Below are 22,649 nucleotides of genomic sequence, written 5' to 3'. Positions count from 1 at the left end.
TAAATATAAGGAGATATTTATGAATTTTGAAGAATTAAGAATAGAAGTTTTAAAGTGGGCAGATAGTAAAGATTTGTTAAAAAAAGAAAATGCTGATAAACAATTTTTAAAATTTGTAGAGGAAGTTTTTGAATTTAAGACCGAGATGGACAATGTTTTAAACTATGGAGATGTATTTGACGAAGAAGACCACGAAGAAGCTATTGAAATAATGATGCTTGAAATGGGAGATATATTTGTAACATTAATCATACTATGCAAGCAATTAGGAATTAGTCCTGAAAGGTGTTTAGAGATTGCATACAATAAAATTTCAAAAAGAACAGGAAAAACAATTAATGGAATATTTATTAAGGAAGAAGATTTGTAAGAGGGAGAGAAAAAAATGACAGTTAAAGAATTAAAAGAAGAACTTGCAAAGTATGATGATGACTATGAAATTTATGGCAATAGTTATATTGAAGATGATGAATTTGTGTTAGAGATTTTAAATTTGGAAGAAGGCATTGATAGTGTTTATATTGTGATGCAAGATATGGTATAAGATGTGATTAAAGTTTTAGCTATACCTTTTAAAACATTTAGAGATAGGATACGAATTGTAAATTATTATTATAACAGAGGTTATTACGTGGAAGTTTGGGAAGACTATATTTATGTGGAATGGAGGAAGTAATGGATAAAGATAAGCTTGCACAATATTTAGTTTTACAAAAAGAAATTGCAGATATAAATTTTAAAATTAATTGTTGTAAAGATATAGTTGTTACTGATATAACAAAAGGCTCAAATACAGAGCACCCTTATCAAGAGATACACATTCCGATTACAGGCGTTGTAGAAAACAAACAAAAAAGGAAACTTTATAGAATACTTAAAGATAGGCTTGAAAAAGCTAGAGATATAAGACTAGAGATAGAGGACTTTATAAGCGGTATAGATGACAGTTTAACTAGATACATTTTTGAGAAGAGATATATTGATGGATGGAGCTGGGTAAAGATTAGTAAAGCACTAGGAAGTACTCATGAGTCTTATGCAAGGATGATTCATAATAGGTTTTTAAAATAAAATCTGATAATTAAGCATAAATTTTGACTTTTTATGTAAATAAATGTATAATTAAATTACCGAAAAGGTAATTTAGAATTTGGAGAAATAATGCAAATAAGTTATGATAATAATAAGATAAAGAAATTATGCACTGATTATAAGTTTGCAAAAAAGAATTATATAGAAAAAATAGCTAAGAAACTTTATCAAGCAATTAACTTCATAGAAAACGCTGAAAACTTGAAATCAGTTATGGAGTATAGGCCTTTTTATTTTCACGATTTAAAGGGAGACAGATCAGGTCAGTATGCAATTGATATAGGATCGAGAAAAGATGGTTATAGATTAATAATTTTGCTTGAAAAGCCTAAAGATGAAGTTTTTAATAATGCTATAAATATTACAGAAGTTATATTTAAAGAAATGGGGAAACATTATGAGTAATATAATTAAATATGATGGATTATTAGCTTTTCATCCAGGATCTTACATTGAAGATGTTATTGATGATTTAAATATTACTCAAAATGAATTTGCAGCTAGGTTAGATATTAATCCTAAAGTTTTGAGTGAATTGATTAATGGTGAAGCAAATTTAAAACCTGAGGTAGCATTAAAATTAGAAAAGCTAACAGGTGTTGATTATCAATCTTGGATGAATTTACAAAATTCCTATGATAGAAAAAAATTAGAGATTGAAAAGAAAATGTTAGAAGATGAAAAAAGGATTTCTAAATTAATAGATTTAAAATATTTTAAAGATAATAAATTTATTATAAATAAGAGATATTCTTTAAAGGAAAAAATTGAAGAATTAAGAAATTTATTCAACGTTTCTAATTTGTGTTATTTAACAAATTTTAATCCTTCTGTGAGCTATAGAAATGTAAATTCTTTTAACGAAAAGACAATTGTTAATTCAAATGTAATGTTAGAAATTGCAACTAATAAAGCAAGAAATAAGACTGAAATAAAGTTAGATAAGAAAAAATTAGAGTCTATGCTGCCACTAATAAAAAAAATGCTTAGCAAAACAGATAGTGATTTTTATCCTAGGCTAAAAGAAATTTTATTAGAATGTGGAATTGTTTTAATTGGGTTGCCAAATTTAAAAAATTCCAGTCTACAGGGAGCAACAAAAAAATTTAAGAATGGATCAGTATTGTTGCTAATAACTGATAGAAATAAGTCAGCTGATATATTCTGGTTCTCTTTAATGCATGAAATCGCCCATATCTTAAATAATGATTTTTATACCGATAAAGATAATGAGGAAGATTATAATTTGAAAGAAGCAAGGGCAGATAAATGGGCTGCGGATTTCTTTATAAATGAGAAAGCTTATAAAGAATTTGTTAAGATGTCTAATTTTGATAGTAATTCTATAAAGGATTTTGCTGATAGATTAGGGATATTGCCATGTATTGTAACTGGAAGATTAAAAAGAGATAAATATATTAATTATAATCAATTAAATGGATTTAACATTAATTATGAGATAGTTTTAAATTAAAATTACTGAAAATTATAATTTTGTGCGTTTTGTGCGATTTTAATTTGATAATATATAAAGTGAAGAAATGTATTGGATTTCTGTTAATACTTCCGAAGATACCTCATTAATTTGGGGTATCTTTTTTAATGCTTAAAGGTGGGTGATGATATGGCATTAACAATTAAACAAAGACAAGTTGCTGACGATTATATTATCACTGGCAACAAGACTGAGTCTTACTTAAAAGTATATAAAAGTGTTAAAAATAGAGGGACGGCAGCTGCTGCAGCGAGTCGTCTTTTTAGTAATCCTGAAGTTAAGGAATACATCGAGCAAAAGATGAAAGAGCTTGATGAGGAACTTATTGCAGACCAAAGAGAAATACTTAGAATGCTTACAAGACAAGCGAGAAGACAAGAAATTGATTATCAACTTGTTTTAGCAAAGAAACCTGCTTTTGATGAAAATGGAAATTTTTTAGGTATTGAGGAAAAGCCGGAGGTTGTAAAGTTACCTACTCAAAATAGGGATAGTATAAAGGCTGCTGAACTTTTAGGGAAAAGATTTGGCATGTGGACTGATAAAATAGAGCTGGATGCTGATACAAGTGTTGTGATTGTAGATGATATCTAAGCCTAGACTATCAAATATAATATTACCAGCTTTCCAAGATATTCATAAAGATATTAAGTCTAATAATTATCTAAAATATGTTTTCAAAGGCGGAAGAGGTTCAGGAAAATCATCAAATATTGCGATTGAACTAATTCTTGATATTGTGCAAAAGCCAATAACTGCTTTATGTGTTAGAAAAGTTGGAAACACTCTGCAGGAGTCATGTTATGAGCAATTAAAAGAAGCTATAGGCATATTAAACCTGGAGCCTTTTTTTAAATTTAATATTAGTCCATTAAAAATAACTTATACTCCGAGAGGTAATACAATAATCTTTCGTGGTGCTGATGACCCTTCAAAGATTAAATCTATCAAGGTTGCCAAATTCCCTATTGCTACACTATGGATAGAGGAGTTAGCGGAATTTAAGACTGAAGATGAAGTCAGTATGATAGAAAATTCAGTTTTAAGAGCAGAACTTCCAGATGGAATTAATTATAAATTCTTTTATTCTTACAATCCACCTAAAAGAAAGCAATCTTGGGTTAATAAGAGATATGAAACTCAGTTTATACCAAAGAATACAGTAGTTCATCATTCTACTTACTTAGACAATACTTTTATTTCTAAAGACTTTATTGATGAAGCTGAGCATATAAAAGAAACAAAGCTTAATAAATACAAATGGGAATACTTAGGCGAACCTATAGGGAGTGGTGTAGTGCCTTTTGATAATTTAACTTTCAGAGAAATTACTACAAAAGAGTTACTTAATTTTGACAATATTAGACAAGGTATCGACTGGGGTTATGCTAATGATCCATTTTCTTTTGTTAGACTTCACTATGATAAGACTAGAAGAAAAATTTATATATTTGGTGAGATTTACGAAATTAAATTATCCAATAGGTTAGCTGCACAAAGAATTAAAGCTAATGGCTGGAATGACACAAAGATAATTGCAGATAGTGCAGAGCCTAAGTCTATTGATGAATGTTGGGACTATGGTCTTAGGATATACGGAGCAAACAAGAGACCAGGCAGTGTTGAATATGGCGAAAAGTGGCTTGATGATTTAGAAGAGATAGTAATAGATCCAGTGAGGTGTCCAAACATTGCAAGAGAATTTGAAAATATAGATTATCAAGTGGATAAAGATGGAAATACAAAAAATAAGTTAGAGGATAAAGACAATCATGGAATTGACGGAGCTAGATATGCACTATCTGAAGATATGAGATCTAATTTAATAGGTTTTTAAGGTGAATTATGGATTTAAAAAATTTAACTAAAGAGCAACTAATTAAATATATTGAACTTAAAATTATTGCTCATGAAGAAAAAAGAATTGAGATGAGAAGAGGCATTGATTATTACAATTACAAACATGCTATCGACGAGAAGAAGAGGGCTGTAATAGGTAAGAGTGGAGAACTTAAGACTATAAGAGGACTACCAAACACAATAATAAAAGATAATCAGTATGCACGAGCACTTGACCAGAAAAGAAATTATCTTTTTGCAGAAAAACCTAATATTGATTCGAAAAACACAAATGCTATGAAGTTTTTAAATGAATTTATAGACAAAAGATTTATGCGAACAATGAACTATCTTGCAATTGATAGTTATAATTGTGGAATTGCTTGGCTTTTTATGTATACAGATGGAGAAGAAATTAAATATAAAAGACTATCTCCATTAGATGTAATACCTATCTGGAAAAATGATAATAATGAAAGTCTAGAAGCAGTAATTTTGCAAGTAACGAAAAACAAGTTTGAGGGTAATGAAATTAAAAAAGAACTATATTATTATTTTTACACAGAAGAGACTGTAAAAATTTATAAATATGATAATGGACATTTGGAATATAAAAAAGAAGAAGCTTACTTAGAAAAAGATGGATTAGTTTATAGTTATAAGAAAATACCATTTGTATATTTTAGACAACCTTATGAACAGCCACTTTTAAATAGAGTGATGTGTTTACAAGATGCACTTAACCTACTCCTATCTAATTATGCTGATAATATGTTTGAAAATCCTATGAATTCAATACTTATACTCAAAAACTATGATGGGGAAAACTTAGAAGATTTTAGAGAAAACCTTGCAGAGTATAAAGCTATAAAAGTTAGAACAGCAGATGGAAGCCAAGGTGGTGTTGATACATTAGAGGTAGAGGTTAATTCTGAAAATTATAAAGTAATTATCGAACTCATTAAAAAAGCTATTGCACACAATGCAAGGAGTTTATATCTAGACAATGAAAAAACTTCTAACGCTCCAAATACTTTAAATATAAAAGCAATGTATGCTGATCTAGAACTTGATGCCAATGCATTAGAGCTTGAATTCTCTGCAAGTTTTGACTATATGTTTGATTTTATTGGAACTGTAAAAAATATTGATTTTTCTGATGTCGATATAACATTTAAGAGAAAAATGATGATTAATGATGAGTCAGTCGTTGAAATGATAAGAAATTCTATAGGTATTGTATCTAATGAAACGCTACGAGCGAGCCACCCTCTTGTTACTGATGCAAGAGAAGAAGAAAAGAGAATCAAAAAAGAAAGAGAAGAAGCTTTAAAATACTATGATGATTACGCAGGCTTAGGTGGTGAAGTTCATGGCGAACTACTGGGACAAGAGAATAGAAAATCTTAATAAAGAAATATTTAAAGATTCTGATGCGTATGTAAGAGAACTAAGAAAATTTTATAATGAAGAAATAAATGAAATACAAGAGAAAATTTATAACCATCTGTTGAAGTTACAAAAAGAAGCAGGTGGTATTTCTTTATTTGAAGCAAAGAAATTATTAAATAATAAAGAGCTCGATTCCTTTAAGATGGGTCTAAATGAGTTTATGAAAAAATCAAAAGGTAGCATTACTCCAGAAATTGAAAGAGAACTCAATATTGTATCAAGAAGAGTAAGGATATCAAGACTGCAAGCAATGGAAATAGAAGTTAAAAAGACTGTTGCAGGTCTAATGAGTAGAGAAGAAAAAGGGTTATTTGCACACCTTGGTAACACTTTTAAAAAAAGATATTATAAAGAACTATATGAGCTTCAAAGAATCACTGGTTATCGAAGTGTACAAGCAATTAACAAAGATAAATTAAAGATAGTCTTGAATAATCCTTGGACAAGTGACGGGAAAGAATTCAGCGAAAGAATTTGGGGAAGAGGCAATAAATTAACATCAAAGTTAAGAGACAACTTAATGAAAGACATTGCAAGAGGTGCATCCCCTGAAGAGTCTATAAAGATTATAGAAAAAGAATTTGGAGTATCAAAGGCAAATGCTGCAAGGCTTGTGTATACAGAGACAGCAGCAATTAGTTCTATGGCCACTAAAAAATTATATGAAGATGCAGGGGTAAAAAAGTATCAGATACTTGCAACACTTGATTTAAAAACTAGTGAGATATGTAGACATATGGATGGCAAGGTATTTGATACCAAAGACTATATGCCAGGGATTACTGCCAATCCATTTCACCCTAATTGCCGTACTGATACAGTACCTTATTTTGATGATGATATACAAAGACGAATGGATACTACAAGAATGGCTAGAAATCCTGAAACTGGCAAAAGTGAAAGAGTACCTTATATGAATTATAAGGAGTGGTTTGGAAGATATGTTACTCCTTATAATGATGAAGAGGAGTATAATAGAATTATTTCAATTTTAGGCTATAAAGTAGTTGAAAATCTTGAAAAATACAGATATATCAAATATAATAATGTTGATAGATACAACCAAATAAATCGTGAAGTCAATACCATGAATATGATAAATAATAAAAAATGGGAAGAGCCATTCAAAGAAAAACTAAAAGACGAATACCATGATTTTAGAAGATATGGATATGAATTTAATATGCACGGGCTGGAGAGAACTTATAGTAGAATACAAAGAGGTAGTTATACTAAAAGTGAAGTCTTAGAAGTGTTAAAGAAAGATTTTAATATGAAACAAATATCCGATGATAGGCCAGTGAAATTTTATAAAAATATTCAAGCTATTTATACAAAAAAGGGTATTGAAGTACACAATATAATAAAAAGGAAAAAAGAATGGGACTACGAAGGGAGGTTAAAGAAATATGAAGAATGAGCAATTAAACGGATTTTTTGAGATTATTGAAATAATTTTAAATAAAAAGCCATCAATTGTTGATTCTTTTTTATTTGATAGTTTAGAGTATTATATTGAAGTATATTATCCTAATACTACAGATGAAATTGATTCTTTAGTTGATGATATTATTGATATTTGTTCTGAAGTGACATCTGGTGATGACTGCAGTAATGAAAGAAAAGAATTAGAAAAAATATACAATAAAATTAAAAGTAGATTAATATTTGAAAGTAAATAATATGTAATCTTAAAAAGCACACTGACGAGTAATTGTTAGATGTGTTTTTTTATTGGAGGAAATAATGGCTAAAGGAATTGAGTATCTGGAAGAGAATAGATTAATGAAAAAAGCTTATGAAATAGTTAAAGATTTTAAACCGTGGTGAGTAAATATGAAAACATTAATAAGAAGATTAAAGACAAAAAATCCTAAAATTTATATTACAAGAAATGGTATTAGGGATTTTGAAATTTTAGACTATGCAGAAATAAATTTGTTTGAAGAAAAAAGAGAAATTAAAGTTTTAGGTGATAAAAAATGTCTAACAAGAAGTAATAAAATATCCATAGTACTAACAGATCCAATTGAAGAACTGCCAACAATTGGCGATAGTTTTTCATTAGAAGTAGATTTAAAAAGGAGTGATGGAATTTATGAGAGGATTTATATAAATAGTATTATTCCAATAAATATTAAAGAAAACGGTGAGTGGGAGTTTGAAATAGATCCAAGAGTTTTGGACTGGTCGAGATTTATATAATAAATAATCGTGAGTTAATCGTGTGAAAAAATGATAAAAACTAGATAAATACAATTATTAATCGTGTGATAATCATGCGATTTTTTTATTGTCCTGGAATTGACGTAAAACTTATCCAACCTATGAGAATGTAACACTCGTATAAAAAACGTAAGGAGCAAGATATGAAAAGAGAGTTTTTAGAAGAACTAGGTTTAGAAAAAGAAGTAATCGATAAGATTATGAACGAAAATGGGAAAGACATAAATGTAGAAAAAGCAAAAGTATCTGCTAAAGATAAAGAAATAAAAACTTTAGAAGAACAGATAAAGACGGCAAATAAAGAAATCAAATCATACAAAGATATGAATATTGAAGACATACAAAAGTCTGTTGAAACATGGAAATCAAAGGCAAAAGAGCATGAGGAAGCTCTTAAAAACTTAAAGAATGATACTGCACTTAAAGATGCGGTAAGGACATATAATTCAGTAGACGAAGATGTGCTATTAAAACTTATAGATAGAGAAAACATTAAGTTTAATGATGATGGTATTGATGGACTTAAAGAGCAGGTAGAAAGTTTAAAAGAATCTAAACCTTATCTTTTTAAAGAGGTAGAGAATAGTAATGATGACAGATTTAATGCACATACACCACCTGATAGCAGTGGAAGAGATATTAGTGAGATGGAATCTGAAATCGCAAATGTATTTAATGAATAACGGAGGGGAATATGCCAATTAATACTTTAGAATATTCAAAATTAATGATGAAACAGTTAGATCAACATGCAGTTAAAGGTCTAACTTCTGGATGGATGGAAGCTAATGCAGGACAAGTAATTTATAATGGTGGAGACGAAGTAAAGATACCTACAATGTCAACGGTTGGTCTTGCTGATTATGATAGGGACAAGGGTTTTGTGCAAGGCGGAGTTACTTTAAAATATGATACTTATAAGATGACACAAGACAGAGGTAGAACTTTTCAACTTGATGCAATGGATGTTGATGAGAGTGGCTTTGTGGCAACTTCTGCTAATTTGATTAAAGTTTTCCAAACAGAACAAGTTATCCCAGAAATAGATTCTTATAGATATTCTAAGATTGCTTCTATTGCAGAAAAAGCTAATCAAATTGAAAAAGTGGAGATAACTGCTGATAATGCACTAGATAAAATTAGAGAACATATTAGAGCTGTTCAAGATATTGTGGGGGATAATGTTCCACTAATTTTAACAATGTCTACAACAACAAGAGCTTTAATTGAAAATTCACCTAAAATCGGTAAATCAATTAATGTTGCTGATTTCAAACAAGGAACAATGAGCTTTAAAGTAAAAGCACTTGATGAATGTCCTATTAGAATAGCACCATCTGCAAGGCTTAAAACTTTATATGATGCACAAGATGGGACAAGTTTAGGTCAAGAAGCGGGTGGATTAAAAGCTAATGAAGAAGCTAAGGATATTTATTGGATAATCACACCGGCAAATGTGCCTATCGGTATTAACAAGACTGATAAATTAAGAGTTTTTACTCCTGATGTTAACCAAAAAGCTGATGCTTGGAAAATAGACTTTAGAAAATATCACGACTTATGGATTAAAAAGCAAAAAGAAAATCAAATCTTTGTATGTACTAATGTATGAGGTGATTAGATGAAACTAAAACTCAATAATTTAGTTTATACAACAACAGATGAGAATAAAATACTGGAACTTCAAGAATTAGGTGCTATTGTAATTGAAGATACTGATATTAAAGATGAAACAACTAAAATAGATAAAACTTCTAATCTTAAAAATTTAACTGTTGAAGAGCTTGAAGCTTTGATTGATGAAAAAGGAATAGATAGAAAAGGCATAGTAAGAAAAGCTGATTTAATTGCTTTGTTAAAGTAGGTGAACTATGTTTGAGGATCTAGTGCCTATGGATTGTTTTTTTGAGAGTATATATGCGAGTCAAATCTTAGAAACTTTAAAAGATGCTGGATTTGATGATATTGATTCTAGCATAAAATTCATAGCTGTTAAAGAAGTTATGAGACTTAAAAATTTCTGCAATACAGATTTTGTGCCTATAAGACTTTATTATTTACTGTATGAGATGATTTTAGGAAGTTTCTTGGAGAGAATGTTTCAGTCAGGAAAGCTTCCTGAAAGTTTTGATTTTGATAGTCTTGGTGGAAGGATTACTCTTGGTGATACTTCTGTTGAACTTTCTGACAACTCAAATATCAACGATATGAGCGAAAAGAAACTAATGATTTGGATTTCATCTTTAAAGAGTAATTGGCAGAAAGAGGCGATTACATGCAGAAAACTAGAGTGGTAGGTGCCTATAGAAAGGCAATTGAAACTTTATATATAGGGATTTGTAGTGTTATAGTTCGAAAAACTATAAAAAATCCAGTAACAAAAGTTAGTGAACTTAAAGAAAAGACAGTTTATGAGAATTTACCTTGTAGACTGTCTTTTTCTTCTGCCAAAAATAATGAAGAGGAGTTAGTGACTTCTAGTGAGAATACTTTTGTGCTCTTTGTTGCTCCTGAAATTGATATACCTATTAATTCTAAGATAATTGTTACTCAAAATCATTTTGAGTATAGGTTATTAAATGCTAAAGTAAAATCTTATGCAACACATAATGAGTATATATGCAGCGAATTTGTGAGGTGGGCATAATGAGCATAGAGTTTGACGTTAGTGAATTAAAACAATTTAGAGATGCTCTCAAGGATTTTGGATTGCAAATAGATGGCATTATAGAAAAGGCAATAAGAAATATTGCTATGAGAGAACTTAGGGATGTAAAACATAATACACCTAAAGATACAAAAACTTTAATAAACGGTTGGAGTATAGGAGATTTAAAGAAAAACGGTTCAGAATTTGAAATAACTTTATACAATAATACTGAATATGCAGACTATGTTGAATTTGGTCATAGGACAAGAGACCATAAAAAGTGGGTTCCTGGTGTATTTATGCTTACAATTGCAGAAAACAAAATTGATAGAGAGATAGAAAATATAGTGGATAAATATTTGGAGGAGGCTTTTAGTAAATTATGATAAAACTCTTAAGAGCAGTAGTTAATCGTATTGATAAACTTTTTCCGAATATTAACATATATGTAAGGGATGTAGAGCAAGGTTTAGTTGAACCTTGCTTTTTTGTGAGTATTGTTAATACAGATATAACACCTGAATTTCAAAAGAGATACAGAGTTGATAGTTTAGTAAATATTGTTTATTTAGACCAGAGAGCAGATGCTTTTTTAAAAGAAGAGATTGAACAAACACTCTTATACAGAATGCATGAAGTATTTTTAGATACTGGTGGTGTGTATAGTTTTAAATCAGAGTCTAGAATTAAAGATGATTCGATAAATTTTGTAATTAATTATAGATATACTACTAAAGAAAAAGTATTTAAGGAACCATTTATGATGGAAATAGAAAATATTATTCACTATACAGAAAAAGAGCCTTATAAAAAGGCTACTGACAAATCTAATCCTGGTATGTGGGAATCAGAGCCATGGCCAGATAATAATAAAGTTTTTCCTGGAATTAATCCAATGGACCCAAGATATGAAAATGATGAAGATGATGAAGAAGATTTAATGAGAAAAAAGGAGGTCAATATTCATGGTAGATAAAAAGACAAGCACAGATAAAACACAAGCTGCTAAATATACAAAAGATGCTATCTTAAGAGCAGATAAACTTGTTTGGAATAGAGATGTGCTTTCAATTTTACTAGAAGATGATAAAGAATACACTTTGAATGAAGTTGACAAGTTAGTAAATGATTTTAATACAAGGGAGGTTAAATAATGGCATACGGAGCATTAGGTGGAGGAACTTTTCTTACACAGAATAAAGTTTTACCTGGTTCATATATTAACTATGTTTCTGTTCCAAGGGCATCTAACTTCTTTTCTGACAGAGGTTATGCAACCATTGGTATGGAACTTGATTGGGGTGAAACGGGCAAAATAATTACTCTTGAAGCTAGTGACTTACAAAATGAATCATTAGAATTATTAGGTTATTCTTTTACAGACGATAAAATGAAGCCTTTAAGAGATTTAATGCAAGGTGCAAAGACTTTGTATTTATATAGGTTAAATGATGAAGGTGGTAAAAAAGCAACTGCTACTATAGGAAGTCTTACAGTAACGGCCAAATATGAAGGTATCAGAGGAAATGATATACAAATTATTATCGAAAAAGATATCGACGAAGATGGATATTTAGTAATTACTAAAATGGGAGATGCTACTATTAATGAACAGCTAGTTAAAAAAGCTACAGAACTTAAAGAAAATAGTGCAGTAGTATTTTCTTCTGAATCTGATGAACTTGAAACTACTGTTGGTACAAAGCTTACTGGTGGTGAAAATGGTAAAGTAGTTGGAGAATCGCACTCAAGATATTTAGAAGAAGTTGAGAAGTATGACTTTAATGTAATTGGTTATGCTGGTACTGATGAAACTGTAAAACTTCTTTATAAGGAATTCATGAGAAGAATGAGAGAAGATGAAGGAGTAAAATTTCAACTTGTGCTCTACAACATGAAAAAGGATAAAGCAAATCATAAAGGACTCATCAATGTATTTAATAAAGTAACTGATGATGAAAATGAAGCTGCTGTGGTTTATTGGGTGACTGGCCAAGAGGCAGGGTGCCCTATTAATCGTTCCCTAACAAATAAAATTTATGGCGGGGAATATGTAATCGATACGGGTTACAAGAAGAGAGAAGCTGAACAAGCTATTAAAAATGGTTATTTCTTCTTCTATGGAAGAAATGACGAGGTTAGAGTTCTTGAAGATATTAACTCATTTACAGAATTTACTTTATATCAAAATTCTGACTTCTCAAAGAATCAAGTAATTAGAGTTCTTGATCAAAGAGCAAAAGATATTGCTATAATCTTTAACAAATATTATCTTGGAAAAGTTCAAAATAATGAAGATGGCAGAATTGGTTTTTGGAATGAACTTGTTAAACACGCAGAAACTTTAACAGAACTTGGTGCAATTGAGGATTATGAGTCTAACGATTCAACTGTTGAAAAAGGCTTTGAAAAAGATGCAATTGTTGTACATGACTTTTTGATGCCAGTTATGGCAATGCAAAAACTTTATATGACAATACACGTGAGATAGGAGGTAAAAAATGCCTAATTTAAATCAAGCAATAATGCATGCTAGAGAGCCTATTCATGGGGCCGAAGGTTCTGCATATGTGACTATAGAAGGTAATAGATATTTATTATTTCAATTGAAAGATTTTGAAGGTTCTTGGGAAAAAGGGAAAAGTGAAATTCCAAGACTTGGAACTAGAATTAAAGGAAATAGATCTAATACCCTTTCAGGTAAGTGGTCTGCGACTTGTTATTACAATACTGATATTTTTAGAAAACTAATGATTGTTTACACAAAAGAACATAAAGATATTTACTTTGACATCCAAATAACAAACGAAGATCCAAATAGTAATGCTGGAAGGCACACTGTTATTTTTAGAGACTGTAATATTGACGGCTCTGTCATGGCTAAACTTGATATAACTGCTGATACACTAGAAGAAAAAATTACAGGTACTTTTGAAGATTGTGATATGCCTGAAGAATTTAATATATTAGAAGGGATGATTTAATAAATGAGTTTAACTGCTTTTTTAAAAGAAAATGTTGCTAATCCATTTGAAGAAGTTGATTTTATTGTTTCGAATAGATTTAAGAATGAAGATGGAGCTATATCCTGGAAATTAAGAGCAATGTCGCCTGACAGTGCTTTGTTAGCTACAGATAGAGCTACAGTCATACAAGGGAGGCAAAATAAATTTAAAACTGATAAATATTTTAAAGATATAGTGACTGAGACTGTTATATATCCTAATTTAAGAGACAAAGAATTGCAAGATAGCTATGGTGTAATGGAACCGGGACAATTATTAAATAAAATGTTAAATGCACAAGAGTTTAATAGGCTTTTGGAAAAATGTATGGAAATTAATGGGCTCAAAAAAAGTTTTGATGAGTTAAAAACAGAAGCAAAAAACTAATAGGGGAGGATTTAGAAACCTCCCTTGCTTATTATGTTTTTGTATGTAGTAAGTTCCAAGTTAGGCCAGAGGAATTTATCAAATTTGATGAACCTACAAAAGCAATGTATGTAGCAATGCTTGAAAAATATGCTGAAGATACAAAACTTGAGTAAATAATAATATATTTAAGAGAGGGGAGCCTCTCTTTTTAATACATAAGAAAGGAGTGAAAGTTTGGGGGTTTTATCAAGTACTATTATTTTAAAAAATCAAATGACTGGAGTTTTAAATAGTATTACTGAAAGTATGAATATGGTAATTAGTTCTGCTTATGATGTTGAAACTGCTGGTAAAAAAGCTTTTGATGTTGATAGTTTAAATGCTGCAAGGGACAAGATAAGAGAGACTCAAGCAGCCATTCAAGAAACTGCTTTAGAACAAGAAAAGTTTAATAAAAGGGTTGAAGAGGGTTCTAAAAGTGCTGATAAACTCAAAGGCTTTATTAAATCCGCGTTAATAACTTATGGATCTTTTAGAAGTGTTAAGGCTTTTGTTGGATTATCTGATGAGATGACACAGATAAGGGCAAGGCTTGATAGTATTAATGATGGTCATCAAAGTACACTTGAACTGCAAAATATGATATTTGAATCTGCCCAGAGGGCTAGAGGAGAATATAAGATGACAATGGATATTGTCTCTAAGCTTGGAGCACAAGCTAAGGATGCATTTGCTAGCAACAAAGAAACAATTGCCTTTGCTGAAAACTTAAATAAACTTTTTACTATATCTGGAACTTCTGCTCAAGGTGTTGAATCAGTAATGTATAACTTAACTCAAGCTATGGCTAGTGGAGTTTTGAGAGGGCAAGATTTAAATGCTGTTATGTCAAATACTCCTCAATTAATACAAATAATAGCTGACTATATGGATAGTCCTATTGGTCAAATTAGAAAACTTGCTGAAGAAGGGCAGTTATCTGCTGATGTTGTTAAAAACGCTTTACTTAATGCAAGTGATGATATTAATTTGGAATTTGAAAAAATGCCTAAAACTTTTGGGCAGATTGCTCTTGATATGAAAAATAGGTTTGTAAAAAATATTGAACCTGCTCTTGCTAGACTTAATGAATTTGCCAATTCGGAAGAATTTCAAATTTTTGCAGATAGAGCAATAAATGGAGTTACTACTGTTGCTAATATGATATTTATTGCAACTGATATTGCCATTAAAGGATTTAATTTTATAGCTGACCATTGGGGAATTATTGGGCCAATAATTTGGGGAGCAGTTGCAGCTTTTGGAGCTCTTGAACTTTCTACTTTAGAATTAAATGCTGCTTTTTTATCTAATCCTATATTTCGGATTGGAGTAGTAATTGGGGTTATTATTGGTTTATATCTAAAATGGGCGAACTCAGTTGGTGGAGTTGGTGTTGCACATTTAATAGTAATGAATAATATTAAAAACTATTGGGCAGATTTTGTGATAAATAATAGAAAACAAATTAGCGTGATTTTATATCAATGGGATATGTTTAAAATTGGCATTAAAAAAGTTAAAAATGGAGTTTTAAACACTCTTGATAATATGAAAGTAGATGGTTTAAGAATATTAACGGATATGGTTAATGGAGCAATTGGACTTATTAATAAATTAATAGGTTTAGTTAACAATATTCCTGGTGTAAGTATTGAAGCATTTGATAAGGTTAATTTATTTGCAGGTGCTAAAGTTGATGCTGAAAGAAATAAAAAACAAAGAGACGACGAAATTCAATCTGCTGTAGAAAAAGCCAACGAAAATCAATCTATAAGAGATGAAAAGACTAAAGAGTTGCAATTAAAATATGATATGGAAAAATTTGAAAGAGAAAAGGAGATTGCAAAAAAACAAGCTGAAAAACTTGGTGGAAATAAAGACAAAAACACCAAGCCTACTATGAATTTTGACATACCAACTTATACAGATATGCCTGGAATTGCTAAAGATATCCAAGAAGCTAAAAATGCTGCTAAGGGCACAAAGAAAAACACAGAAAAATTAAAAGATGGTTTAGAGGTTAAAAATGAAGATGTTAGCCACTTAAAAGATTTATTAGAACGTAGAGCAATACAAAACTTTACTTTTGAAAAGCTTGAAGTTATTGCTAATAATAGTTTTGGAGATATCCATGAAACCGCAGACCTTGACGGATGGATGGAAGGTCTTACTGACGATTTAGCAGAAGCTGTTGAATCCACTATGGGAGGTTTACCTGCTTATGAGCACTAAAAAGGGTTATGATTTTTATATTGATGATTTACTACTTCCTATTACTCCGGCTAAAATAAATACTAAAATTAAAAATAAAAATAAGATTGTAACTCTCTTAAATGGGGAAGAGTTAAATCTTTTAAAAAAGCCTGGACTAACAGAGTTTAATTTTGAGTTTAGAGTACCTTCTGAGGATTTTCCTTCGGTTAAACAGTTTATAAGTCCTCAAATTGTTTTGAACAAGCTAGAAGATTTAAAAATAAATAAAAAGTCTTTCCAATTTATAATTTTAAGAAGTCAGTATCAAGAAAATTTGAATAACTCTATCAATAAATCTGTAACTCTTGAAGATTATGAAATAATTGAGGATGCTGAAAATGGTGCTGATTTAATTATTTCCATTTTTTTAAAGCAATATATACCCATTAAAACAAAGGTGATTAATGTAAATGCTGATAGTTCAAAAGGTATCAGTTCAAATAAGGGTAATATAGCCATGAGAAATGGTAAACAGAATGGGAGTCTCGCTTCTAAAGTTATTCATGGTATTAAAAGCGGAGTTAATGCTTTTCTTGATAAAACTTTTGGTGGTGCAAATGCAAGATAGATTTAAAGTGATTATTGATAACAGAGGTAAAGTCCAAGAAGTATTAGTTGAAGGTGAAGTTAGAGTTACCTGGTCACGAGATGGGGCACCTGGGCAAATGGTTTTAAATATAGTTAAAGATGAAAACTTGGACTATCAAGAAGGCAATCCAATTGCATTTTATGTTGATGGGGAAATATTTTTCTATGGTTATATTTTTACTAAATCTAGAACTGGTGAACAGATTATAACAACAACTTGTTACGACCAGTTGAGATATCTTAAAAATAAGGCTACTTATCAATATAAAGACTGGACTTATAAAGAATTATTAACAAACATCTGTAAAGATAGAAATTTGCAAATAGGAGATATTGAAGATACAAAATTCAAAATACCAGCTAGAATTGAAGAAAATAAAGAGTTCTGGGAAATTTTAAGATTTGCAAGCGACATTACTACTGCTAATACTGGAAAACTTTATACAATGTTTGATAAAGGTGGGAAAATTTGTCTAAAATCTATTGAAAACATGAAAACTAAGGATGTTATTGACTATGATTGTACAGAAGATTTTGATTATGAAACTTCTATAAATTCAAACACTTATAATAGAGTGCATTTGAAACTGCTTGACGATAACAAAAAAGAGATTAAGTCTGCAACTGCTGAAGATACTAAATCTATTAAGAGATGGGGTCTTTTATCATATACAGACACAACTAACAATGAAGAATTAGATATTGAAGCAAAAGCGAAAGAACTTTTACAAGTTTTAAATAAGAAACACAGAAAGTTAAGACTTAAAAATATTGTTGGACGTCTTGATGTAAAAGCAGGAAGCTTAGTTCCTGTTCATATGATGGCTATTGGAGACATTGACATTAATTCTATGATGTTAGTTCAAAATGTCACTCATAAATTTCAGGAGGAACACCATTTTATGGATTTAGAGGTTTACAACAAGGATATTAGTCCTGAAATAGCTCCTCAAAAACTTGAACAAAATCATAAACAAAAAAGTGGAAATGACATAATTATAGGTTCTAATAGTTCTATAGGAACTAATTCTGTAACTCAAACAGCAAAGAAATATCTAGGTGCTAAATATGTTTGGGGTGGTGAATCTATGTCTGAAGGTGGGGTTGATTGCTCTGGTCTTGTTGTAAGGACGTATAGAGATATGGGAATTAATATGCCACGATTTAGTTCAAGTTCCCTTGCATCAAATCCTAAAAGATATGGTTTTGTTGAAATACCAGTTAAACAGGCACAACCAGGTGATGTTATGTGGAATAAGGGACATGTTGCTATCATGTTTGATGGTAAAAATGTTATAGAAGCATCTCAATCTAAAGGAAAAACTGTAATTCAAACAGCGTGGAATAGATACAAAAACTTTACTAGAGCGTATAGATATGTAGGAGGTTAAGTTGAGTGATTATAATGTAACTAAATTAAAAAAGATAATGACAAAAATTACTGCTGATTATATTGGAACTCTTAAATCCGCTACTATAGTTCATGCAAAACTTGAGAAATTGGAACCTCTTACTTTTAAGAGAGATGACGATATAGAATTAAAAGAAGAATGGCTTGTTGTGCCCAAGTATAGGAAGTTTACTGAAGAAGAAATTGGACATTATTTTGTTTTCCAATCTAATCAGGAGGGACAAGTTTGGTACTACTTATATGAAGCTTCAAGCCCTCAAGGATCTAACGGTGTAGATTATTATTTTGATGGAACGCATAAATTAAAGGGCAAAGTTAAATGCAATTTAAAGGGAAATTGTTCTGATGGTTCTACTACTTTGGTGACTGAAGGTACAATAGAGCTTTTTGAAGGAGAAATTATTGAAATCAAACACGATAAGGGGATTAAAAAGTAGGTGATTATATGATTCCTGAACAAAATGATATAAACTTAGCCATGCAACAAGGATTAATAGAAGAAATAGATCCAACTAAGACTTATAGAATGCATGTTAACTCTGAAAGGATTTATGGCAATATTGATGGTATCGAAGCTTTAAAACAGATGATTTATAAAAATATTAATACTGAATATGGGATCCATTTAATTTATCCAACTTTTGGTATGCCTTTACAGGATCTATTTGGTCAACCTAAAAATTTTGCCTATGTGGAACTTACAAGAAGAATTGAGGAATGTTTAATTAAAGATGATAGAGTTATTGCAGTTACCGATTTTAAATATTTAAAAGAGAGATCCCCAAAAGATGAACTTAGCATAGCTTTTACAGTAAATTCTATTTATGGAGATATTGAAATTGAAAATGCTTGGAAATTTGACTATGACAACATAGAGTAGGAGGTGTTTAAATGGCACAAAGAGAATATAAACATCAATTTGATGAATTTTCTGCTGATTTTCTTTTAGAAAGAATGCTATCAAGAGTTGATGATACAAGAGATAAACGTGAAGGTTCTATAATATATGATGCACAAGCACCAGCTTCAATAGAACTTTCATTAGTATATATGACTCTTGATTGGATTTTAAAAAATATGTATGGGGATACAGCTGACAGAGAAGGACTTAAAGCAGTTGCAAGAGATAGAGCACTTACACCTTTTCCAGCAACACAAGCCATAGTTAAGGGAGAATTTAATATAGAACTGCCTTTAAATTCACGATTTAATTTTGATAGTCTTAACTTTATGGCCACTAAGTTTTTAGGAAAGGAAAAAGAGCTTTATTATTACGAACTTACTTGTGAAGAAATTGGAGAAATAGGAAATGTTCCTTATGGGAAATTAATTCCTATTGAAAATATAAATGGACTTAAACACGCAGTTATAGTTGGAGTTATAAAACCTGGAGAAGAAGAGGAAGAAACTGAGGATTTTAGGGAAAGATATTTTAGACACATAAATACCAATGCTTATGGCGGAAATATTGACCAATATCTTGATTGGTGTCACGCTACCCAAGGTGTAGGAGGTGTTAAAGTATATCCTGTTTGGAATGGCGGTGGAACTGTAAAGATAGTATTTACTGATTCAAAGTATAATGCACCTGCAACAGAACTAGTAAGCAAAGTACAAGAAATATTGGATCCAGTACCTAATAATCAAAAGGGTTTTGGGCTTGCTCCAATTGGACACTTAGTAACTGTTGAGGGTGCTGGTAAAAAAGATTTAAACTTATCTTTAAATGTAACTTTAAGAGATAACTTTGAAAAAGATGAGATTGAAAGAAAAATAAAAAATATTCTAGAACCTTATTTCTTGCAATTAAGGAAAGAATGGGAGAAAGAAAAGTCAACAATTGTTAGAGTATCAAAATTAGAATCTTTGATATTAGATATTGATGGAGTAATTGATGTATATAATACAAAATTAGAAAACTATGAGAGAAATGGAATCTTAGAAGAAAATGAGATTCCTTTTTTAAATGCGGTGAAAGTGAATGGCTAAAGGTAGAGAAATTGAAGAACTTTGGTATTTTGATACTGAAGGAGACTTTAGTGGTAGAGAAATAGAAGTAAAAAGAAAAGTTGATTTAGCTGCTTATAACGACTATGAAACTATTGCAAAGTCGCCTGACTGGATAGACTGGACAGATAGTGAGAGTCTAGAATTTGATTTTTTAACAAGAAGAATCCTTAAAACTTATGCAGATAAATTTATTCTACAGGCTAGCGAATATGGGATATATAGATATGAAAAAATACTTGGGATAGAAGCTAGAGAAGATGAAACGCTTAATGACAGAAGAAAAAGAGTTTATCTTTTGTGGAATAAAAAAATAAGGTGGACTCATAGGACTCTTTTGAAGTGGATGGATGCGGCTGTAGGTAAAAATAATTATGAAGTTGAGCTTTTGTATAACGACTATGAAATAATATTTGAGTTAAAAATACAAAAAGCTGAATTTGATATACCATGGCTTGAGAAGGAACTTAGAAAGATAATACCAGCAAATCTTTTGATGTCATTTAGGCTTTATATTTTAGATGAATTAGTTATTAAAGATAAGACAGACACTTACACCAATCCTTTTTATCCTGTAGGGCATCATCATAAATGCGGTACTATTTTTAAACATCAATACACTGGTAAAAAGATTGTTAACAGTATTAATGTTAAAAATAATGGGGCAGCTAAAAGGCAAAGACAGTTTAATGTTGGAGAGATTAAAAGTGGGGTTGTTAAGAGATGATACCTAATAATCAGTTAAATAAAATTGCAAAAAAGTTATACGACAGAATTGCAAGTGCTAAGGTATACATGGGTGATAATGTTATTGATGGCACTATCAAGAAAAAAACTATTGATAAAAATGTTATTAAAGTATTTGTTAGTTTATCGTCTAAAGATGGTGAGATAACAAAGATAGATATTATTGATACTGATGGTGATATTTTACAAACGCAGGACATGGAGGTTGTAAAATCAAGCAGATATAAGTTTTTAGCGGTTGTTGAAATTAGGGTAGAAAATGAGGTGATTAGTGATGGCAGATATTAATGGATATACGGGTCTAAGTGTTGTTGAAAATCCTTATTTTGGTATAGATGAGGTTTTAAAAAATTTTCAAAAATACAACACTTATATGATGACAGGTTTTGCTGACAGAATTGTGGAATTGCCTTGGACTTTTGAGGTTGTAGATATGGGTGTTGCTGATAATGGCAATAGATTAGTACATCTTAAATTTTACGAAGGAGAAGTAATCGAAGAAGGTACTGACCTTAGTGAAATGAATCTTGGCAATGTTGATGTGGCAGTTGCAATATTATATGAATGGAGAAAGTATGTTGACAATGTATTATTACAACAGGCTTTAAAAACAGATGGTTTAGAGATGACAACGCTAAATGGACTTATTGCTAATGCTTTTGGTGTAACTTTTGACGATTTGGATAACATTAAAGTTATTAGAGGTTATTATGATGAGCCTAGAGGGGAGGTTTGGAGTTAATATTACATTGTATTGACATTGTCGTAATATTTGATAAAATAACATTAAGGAGTGATATTATGGCAAATACAACTATTAGTGTAAGAATAGACAATGAAGTAAAAGAACAAGCAGATAAGTTATTTAGTGAACTTGGGATGAATATATCAAGTGCGGTTAATGTATTTTTAAAACAAGCTATACGAGAACAAGCCATACCGTTTAAAATATCTATAAATGATGAAACTAGGATATATAATGAAGCTGAAAAATTCGTTGATGAACATATTGACGCTTTTAGGGAACTTGCTAAATGAAAAGATTAAATAAAGACTTTGTTATACAACTACAAGAAATGATTATTGATAAATCTGGAGGATGTAAAGGTTTAAGAGATGAGGGACTTCTTGAATCTGCAATTGGAGGTGCTTTTCAAACTTTTGGAGGAAATGAACTTTATCCAGATGATTTAGATAAAATTATAAATATTTCATATTCTCTTATAAAAAATCATTCTTTTATAGATGGAAATAAGCGTATAGGAGTATTGATTTTAGTTATTCTTTTAAAAGAAAATAATTATATTTTAAAATGGAGTGATAAAGATTTAATAAAAATTGGTCTTGATGTTGCTAGTGGGAAGATGGATAAAGAAGATTTTAGAAAGTTTATTGAAAAGAAAATAAATAATAGGTAATTGTAATAAGGCAATCCAATGTGGGTTGTCTTTTTTGATGCAAAAAGGAGTGATT

General features: G+C 30.3%; 34 protein-coding genes. All 34 read left to right on the top strand.

All coding sequences use genetic code 11. The features are described from left to right. The first annotated feature begins 19 nt into the window (after positions 1 to 19). On the top strand, positions 20 to 370 hold the full coding sequence (locus tag ABID14_RS01185; RefSeq protein ID WP_354366618.1) for a MazG-like family protein: 351 nt from the start codon (positions 20 to 22) through the stop codon (positions 368 to 370). A gap of 15 nt (positions 371 to 385) precedes the next feature. Then, positions 386 to 544 (top strand): hypothetical protein, encoded by a 159-nt coding sequence (locus ABID14_RS01180; protein WP_354366617.1) that lies wholly within the window; start codon positions 386 to 388, stop codon positions 542 to 544. A 131-nt stretch (positions 545 to 675) separates the two neighbouring features. Further along, positions 676 to 1,071: a hypothetical protein gene (locus ABID14_RS01175; RefSeq protein ID WP_354366616.1), complete on the top strand. Its 396-nt coding sequence runs from the start codon at positions 676 to 678 to the stop codon at positions 1,069 to 1,071. A 90-nt stretch (positions 1,072 to 1,161) separates the two neighbouring features. Further along, positions 1,162 to 1,497, top strand: a complete 336-nt coding sequence (locus tag ABID14_RS01170; RefSeq protein WP_354366615.1) for a type II toxin-antitoxin system RelE/ParE family toxin — start codon at positions 1,162 to 1,164, stop codon at positions 1,495 to 1,497. Then, complete coding sequence (locus ABID14_RS01165) at positions 1,490 to 2,566, top strand: HigA family addiction module antitoxin (RefSeq protein ID WP_354366614.1); 1,077 nt, start codon at positions 1,490 to 1,492, stop codon at positions 2,564 to 2,566. Before ABID14_RS01170 ends, ABID14_RS01165 begins: the two co-directional genes overlap by 8 nt. A gap of 150 nt (positions 2,567 to 2,716) precedes the next feature. Further along, entirely contained in the window at positions 2,717 to 3,181 is a 465-nt protein-coding gene (locus ABID14_RS01160; protein WP_354366613.1) for a terminase small subunit, read from the top strand. Further along, positions 3,171 to 4,424: a PBSX family phage terminase large subunit gene (locus tag ABID14_RS01155; RefSeq protein WP_354366612.1), complete on the top strand. Its 1,254-nt coding sequence runs from the start codon at positions 3,171 to 3,173 to the stop codon at positions 4,422 to 4,424. The genes ABID14_RS01160 and ABID14_RS01155 overlap by 11 nt, the downstream gene beginning before the upstream one ends. 8 nt (positions 4,425 to 4,432) lie before the next feature. Continuing rightward, positions 4,433 to 5,836 (top strand): phage portal protein, encoded by a 1,404-nt coding sequence (locus ABID14_RS01150; RefSeq protein ID WP_354366611.1) that lies wholly within the window; start codon positions 4,433 to 4,435, stop codon positions 5,834 to 5,836. Continuing rightward, entirely contained in the window at positions 5,799 to 7,298 is a 1,500-nt protein-coding gene (locus ABID14_RS01145; protein WP_354366610.1) for a minor capsid protein, read from the top strand. Before ABID14_RS01150 ends, ABID14_RS01145 begins: the two co-directional genes overlap by 38 nt. After that, the gene (locus ABID14_RS01140; protein WP_354366609.1) at positions 7,288 to 7,560 is read left to right on the top strand and encodes a hypothetical protein; all 273 of its coding nucleotides are present in this window, start codon (positions 7,288 to 7,290) and stop codon (positions 7,558 to 7,560) included. Before ABID14_RS01145 ends, ABID14_RS01140 begins: the two co-directional genes overlap by 11 nt. A 52-nt stretch (positions 7,561 to 7,612) precedes the next feature. Next, positions 7,613 to 7,708, top strand: coding sequence for a YjcQ family protein (locus ABID14_RS01135; RefSeq protein WP_494338275.1), 96 nt, complete (start codon positions 7,613 to 7,615; stop codon positions 7,706 to 7,708). A gap of 6 nt (positions 7,709 to 7,714) precedes the next feature. Then, positions 7,715 to 8,083 (top strand): hypothetical protein, encoded by a 369-nt coding sequence (locus tag ABID14_RS01130; RefSeq protein ID WP_354366608.1) that lies wholly within the window; start codon positions 7,715 to 7,717, stop codon positions 8,081 to 8,083. 164 nt (positions 8,084 to 8,247) lie between these two features. Next, positions 8,248 to 8,787, top strand: a complete 540-nt coding sequence (locus tag ABID14_RS01125; RefSeq protein WP_354366607.1) for a phage scaffolding protein — start codon at positions 8,248 to 8,250, stop codon at positions 8,785 to 8,787. A gap of 11 nt (positions 8,788 to 8,798) precedes the next feature. Beyond that, positions 8,799 to 9,716: a hypothetical protein gene (locus ABID14_RS01120; protein WP_354366606.1), complete on the top strand. Its 918-nt coding sequence runs from the start codon at positions 8,799 to 8,801 to the stop codon at positions 9,714 to 9,716. 9 nt (positions 9,717 to 9,725) lie between these two features. Then, positions 9,726 to 9,968, top strand: coding sequence for a hypothetical protein (locus ABID14_RS01115; protein ID WP_354366605.1), 243 nt, complete (start codon positions 9,726 to 9,728; stop codon positions 9,966 to 9,968). A 7-nt stretch (positions 9,969 to 9,975) separates the two neighbouring features. Further along, entirely contained in the window at positions 9,976 to 10,401 is a 426-nt protein-coding gene (locus ABID14_RS01110) for a hypothetical protein (protein ID WP_354366604.1), read from the top strand. After that, positions 10,380 to 10,751, top strand: coding sequence for a hypothetical protein (locus tag ABID14_RS01105; protein ID WP_354366603.1), 372 nt, complete (start codon positions 10,380 to 10,382; stop codon positions 10,749 to 10,751). The genes ABID14_RS01110 and ABID14_RS01105 overlap by 22 nt, the downstream gene beginning before the upstream one ends. Beyond that, positions 10,751 to 11,140 carry an HK97 gp10 family phage protein gene (locus ABID14_RS01100; protein ID WP_354366602.1) on the top strand — a complete coding sequence of 130 codons (390 nt, stop codon included), beginning with the start codon at positions 10,751 to 10,753 and terminating at the stop codon, positions 11,138 to 11,140. Before ABID14_RS01105 ends, ABID14_RS01100 begins: the two co-directional genes overlap by 1 nt. Then, entirely contained in the window at positions 11,137 to 11,730 is a 594-nt protein-coding gene (locus ABID14_RS01095; RefSeq protein ID WP_354366601.1) for a phage tail terminator family protein, read from the top strand. The genes ABID14_RS01100 and ABID14_RS01095 overlap by 4 nt, the downstream gene beginning before the upstream one ends. Continuing rightward, positions 11,720 to 11,908: a hypothetical protein gene (locus ABID14_RS01090; protein WP_354366600.1), complete on the top strand. Its 189-nt coding sequence runs from the start codon at positions 11,720 to 11,722 to the stop codon at positions 11,906 to 11,908. The genes ABID14_RS01095 and ABID14_RS01090 overlap by 11 nt, the downstream gene beginning before the upstream one ends. After that, positions 11,908 to 13,245, top strand: coding sequence for a phage tail sheath family protein (locus tag ABID14_RS01085; RefSeq protein ID WP_354366599.1), 1,338 nt, complete (start codon positions 11,908 to 11,910; stop codon positions 13,243 to 13,245). Before ABID14_RS01090 ends, ABID14_RS01085 begins: the two co-directional genes overlap by 1 nt. 10 nt (positions 13,246 to 13,255) lie before the next feature. Then, entirely contained in the window at positions 13,256 to 13,738 is a 483-nt protein-coding gene (locus ABID14_RS01080; RefSeq protein WP_354366598.1) for a phage tail tube protein, read from the top strand. A 3-nt stretch (positions 13,739 to 13,741) separates the two neighbouring features. Further along, positions 13,742 to 14,146 carry a phage tail assembly chaperone gene (locus ABID14_RS01075; RefSeq protein ID WP_354366597.1) on the top strand — a complete coding sequence of 135 codons (405 nt, stop codon included), beginning with the start codon at positions 13,742 to 13,744 and terminating at the stop codon, positions 14,144 to 14,146. A 216-nt stretch (positions 14,147 to 14,362) separates the two neighbouring features. Further along, positions 14,363 to 16,402: a tape measure protein gene (locus tag ABID14_RS01070; RefSeq protein ID WP_354366596.1), complete on the top strand. Its 2,040-nt coding sequence runs from the start codon at positions 14,363 to 14,365 to the stop codon at positions 16,400 to 16,402. Continuing rightward, positions 16,392 to 16,991: a hypothetical protein gene (locus ABID14_RS01065; RefSeq protein ID WP_354366595.1), complete on the top strand. Its 600-nt coding sequence runs from the start codon at positions 16,392 to 16,394 to the stop codon at positions 16,989 to 16,991. Before ABID14_RS01070 ends, ABID14_RS01065 begins: the two co-directional genes overlap by 11 nt. After that, positions 16,981 to 18,402, top strand: coding sequence for a C40 family peptidase (locus ABID14_RS01060; RefSeq protein WP_354366594.1), 1,422 nt, complete (start codon positions 16,981 to 16,983; stop codon positions 18,400 to 18,402). The genes ABID14_RS01065 and ABID14_RS01060 overlap by 11 nt, the downstream gene beginning before the upstream one ends. Before the next feature lies 1 nt (position 18,403). After that, positions 18,404 to 18,859 carry a hypothetical protein gene (locus tag ABID14_RS01055; protein ID WP_354366593.1) on the top strand — a complete coding sequence of 152 codons (456 nt, stop codon included), beginning with the start codon at positions 18,404 to 18,406 and terminating at the stop codon, positions 18,857 to 18,859. A gap of 8 nt (positions 18,860 to 18,867) precedes the next feature. Next, positions 18,868 to 19,302 carry a DUF2634 domain-containing protein gene (locus ABID14_RS01050; RefSeq protein ID WP_354366592.1) on the top strand — a complete coding sequence of 145 codons (435 nt, stop codon included), beginning with the start codon at positions 18,868 to 18,870 and terminating at the stop codon, positions 19,300 to 19,302. A gap of 11 nt (positions 19,303 to 19,313) precedes the next feature. Beyond that, the gene (locus ABID14_RS01045) at positions 19,314 to 20,411 is read left to right on the top strand and encodes a baseplate J/gp47 family protein (protein WP_354366591.1); all 1,098 of its coding nucleotides are present in this window, start codon (positions 19,314 to 19,316) and stop codon (positions 20,409 to 20,411) included. Beyond that, entirely contained in the window at positions 20,404 to 21,156 is a 753-nt protein-coding gene (locus tag ABID14_RS01040; protein ID WP_354366590.1) for a putative phage tail protein, read from the top strand. Before ABID14_RS01045 ends, ABID14_RS01040 begins: the two co-directional genes overlap by 8 nt. Next, on the top strand, positions 21,153 to 21,464 hold the full coding sequence (locus ABID14_RS01035; RefSeq protein WP_354366589.1) for a hypothetical protein: 312 nt from the start codon (positions 21,153 to 21,155) through the stop codon (positions 21,462 to 21,464). Before ABID14_RS01040 ends, ABID14_RS01035 begins: the two co-directional genes overlap by 4 nt. Next, positions 21,451 to 21,918 carry a hypothetical protein gene (locus ABID14_RS01030; RefSeq protein ID WP_354366588.1) on the top strand — a complete coding sequence of 156 codons (468 nt, stop codon included), beginning with the start codon at positions 21,451 to 21,453 and terminating at the stop codon, positions 21,916 to 21,918. The genes ABID14_RS01035 and ABID14_RS01030 overlap by 14 nt, the downstream gene beginning before the upstream one ends. A 59-nt stretch (positions 21,919 to 21,977) precedes the next feature. Then, the gene (locus tag ABID14_RS01025) at positions 21,978 to 22,214 is read left to right on the top strand and encodes a type II toxin-antitoxin system RelB/DinJ family antitoxin (protein WP_354366587.1); all 237 of its coding nucleotides are present in this window, start codon (positions 21,978 to 21,980) and stop codon (positions 22,212 to 22,214) included. Beyond that, the gene (locus ABID14_RS01020; protein WP_354366586.1) at positions 22,211 to 22,594 is read left to right on the top strand and encodes a type II toxin-antitoxin system death-on-curing family toxin; all 384 of its coding nucleotides are present in this window, start codon (positions 22,211 to 22,213) and stop codon (positions 22,592 to 22,594) included. The genes ABID14_RS01025 and ABID14_RS01020 overlap by 4 nt, the downstream gene beginning before the upstream one ends. Positions 22,595 to 22,649: the final 55 nt, after the last annotated feature.

Source organism: Peptoniphilus olsenii, from assembly GCF_040545475.1.
Classification (GTDB): Bacteria; Bacillota; Clostridia; order Tissierellales; family Peptoniphilaceae; genus Peptoniphilus_A; species Peptoniphilus_A olsenii.
The sequence above is the reverse complement of the archived record's forward strand: the minus strand, read 5'-3'. Positions and strand labels throughout refer to the sequence as shown.

Excerpts from the sequence above, each read along its gene's own strand:
- ABID14_RS01130 (WP_354366608.1), top strand. The coding sequence starts at position 7,715 with ATGAAAACATTAATAAGAAGATTAAAGACAAAAAATCCTAAAATTTAT.
- ABID14_RS01125 (WP_354366607.1), top strand. The coding sequence starts at position 8,248 with ATGAAAAGAGAGTTTTTAGAAGAACTAGGTTTAGAAAAAGAAGTAATC.
- ABID14_RS01090 (WP_354366600.1), top strand. The coding sequence starts at position 11,720 with ATGGTAGATAAAAAGACAAGCACAGATAAAACACAAGCTGCTAAATAT.
- ABID14_RS01030 (WP_354366588.1), top strand. The coding sequence starts at position 21,451 with ATGGCAGATATTAATGGATATACGGGTCTAAGTGTTGTTGAAAATCCT.
- ABID14_RS01120 (WP_354366606.1), top strand. The coding sequence starts at position 8,799 with ATGCCAATTAATACTTTAGAATATTCAAAATTAATGATGAAACAGTTA.
- ABID14_RS01045 (WP_354366591.1), top strand. The coding sequence starts at position 19,314 with ATGGCACAAAGAGAATATAAACATCAATTTGATGAATTTTCTGCTGAT.
- ABID14_RS01115 (WP_354366605.1), top strand. The coding sequence starts at position 9,726 with ATGAAACTAAAACTCAATAATTTAGTTTATACAACAACAGATGAGAAT.
- ABID14_RS01065 (WP_354366595.1), top strand. The coding sequence starts at position 16,392 with ATGAGCACTAAAAAGGGTTATGATTTTTATATTGATGATTTACTACTT.
- ABID14_RS01165 (WP_354366614.1), top strand. The coding sequence starts at position 1,490 with ATGAGTAATATAATTAAATATGATGGATTATTAGCTTTTCATCCAGGA.
- ABID14_RS01170 (WP_354366615.1), top strand. The coding sequence starts at position 1,162 with ATGCAAATAAGTTATGATAATAATAAGATAAAGAAATTATGCACTGAT.
- ABID14_RS01020 (WP_354366586.1), top strand. The coding sequence starts at position 22,211 with ATGAAAAGATTAAATAAAGACTTTGTTATACAACTACAAGAAATGATT.
- ABID14_RS01180 (WP_354366617.1), top strand. The coding sequence starts at position 386 with ATGACAGTTAAAGAATTAAAAGAAGAACTTGCAAAGTATGATGATGAC.
- ABID14_RS01175 (WP_354366616.1), top strand. The coding sequence starts at position 676 with ATGGATAAAGATAAGCTTGCACAATATTTAGTTTTACAAAAAGAAATT.
- ABID14_RS01100 (WP_354366602.1), top strand. The coding sequence starts at position 10,751 with ATGAGCATAGAGTTTGACGTTAGTGAATTAAAACAATTTAGAGATGCT.
- ABID14_RS01150 (WP_354366611.1), top strand. The coding sequence starts at position 4,433 with ATGGATTTAAAAAATTTAACTAAAGAGCAACTAATTAAATATATTGAA.
- ABID14_RS01105 (WP_354366603.1), top strand. The coding sequence starts at position 10,380 with ATGCAGAAAACTAGAGTGGTAGGTGCCTATAGAAAGGCAATTGAAACT.
- ABID14_RS01025 (WP_354366587.1), top strand. The coding sequence starts at position 21,978 with ATGGCAAATACAACTATTAGTGTAAGAATAGACAATGAAGTAAAAGAA.
- ABID14_RS01185 (WP_354366618.1), top strand. The coding sequence starts at position 20 with ATGAATTTTGAAGAATTAAGAATAGAAGTTTTAAAGTGGGCAGATAGT.
- ABID14_RS01145 (WP_354366610.1), top strand. The coding sequence starts at position 5,799 with ATGGCGAACTACTGGGACAAGAGAATAGAAAATCTTAATAAAGAAATA.
- ABID14_RS01160 (WP_354366613.1), top strand. The coding sequence starts at position 2,717 with ATGGCATTAACAATTAAACAAAGACAAGTTGCTGACGATTATATTATC.
- ABID14_RS01040 (WP_354366590.1), top strand. The coding sequence starts at position 20,404 with ATGGCTAAAGGTAGAGAAATTGAAGAACTTTGGTATTTTGATACTGAA.
- ABID14_RS01140 (WP_354366609.1), top strand. The coding sequence starts at position 7,288 with ATGAAGAATGAGCAATTAAACGGATTTTTTGAGATTATTGAAATAATT.
- ABID14_RS01085 (WP_354366599.1), top strand. The coding sequence starts at position 11,908 with ATGGCATACGGAGCATTAGGTGGAGGAACTTTTCTTACACAGAATAAA.
- ABID14_RS01060 (WP_354366594.1), top strand. The coding sequence starts at position 16,981 with ATGCAAGATAGATTTAAAGTGATTATTGATAACAGAGGTAAAGTCCAA.
- ABID14_RS01050 (WP_354366592.1), top strand. The coding sequence starts at position 18,868 with ATGATTCCTGAACAAAATGATATAAACTTAGCCATGCAACAAGGATTA.
- ABID14_RS01095 (WP_354366601.1), top strand. The coding sequence starts at position 11,137 with ATGATAAAACTCTTAAGAGCAGTAGTTAATCGTATTGATAAACTTTTT.
- ABID14_RS01035 (WP_354366589.1), top strand. The coding sequence starts at position 21,153 with ATGATACCTAATAATCAGTTAAATAAAATTGCAAAAAAGTTATACGAC.
- ABID14_RS01155 (WP_354366612.1), top strand. The coding sequence starts at position 3,171 with ATGATATCTAAGCCTAGACTATCAAATATAATATTACCAGCTTTCCAA.
- ABID14_RS01075 (WP_354366597.1), top strand. The coding sequence starts at position 13,742 with ATGAGTTTAACTGCTTTTTTAAAAGAAAATGTTGCTAATCCATTTGAA.
- ABID14_RS01110 (WP_354366604.1), top strand. The coding sequence starts at position 9,976 with ATGTTTGAGGATCTAGTGCCTATGGATTGTTTTTTTGAGAGTATATAT.
- ABID14_RS01080 (WP_354366598.1), top strand. The coding sequence starts at position 13,256 with ATGCCTAATTTAAATCAAGCAATAATGCATGCTAGAGAGCCTATTCAT.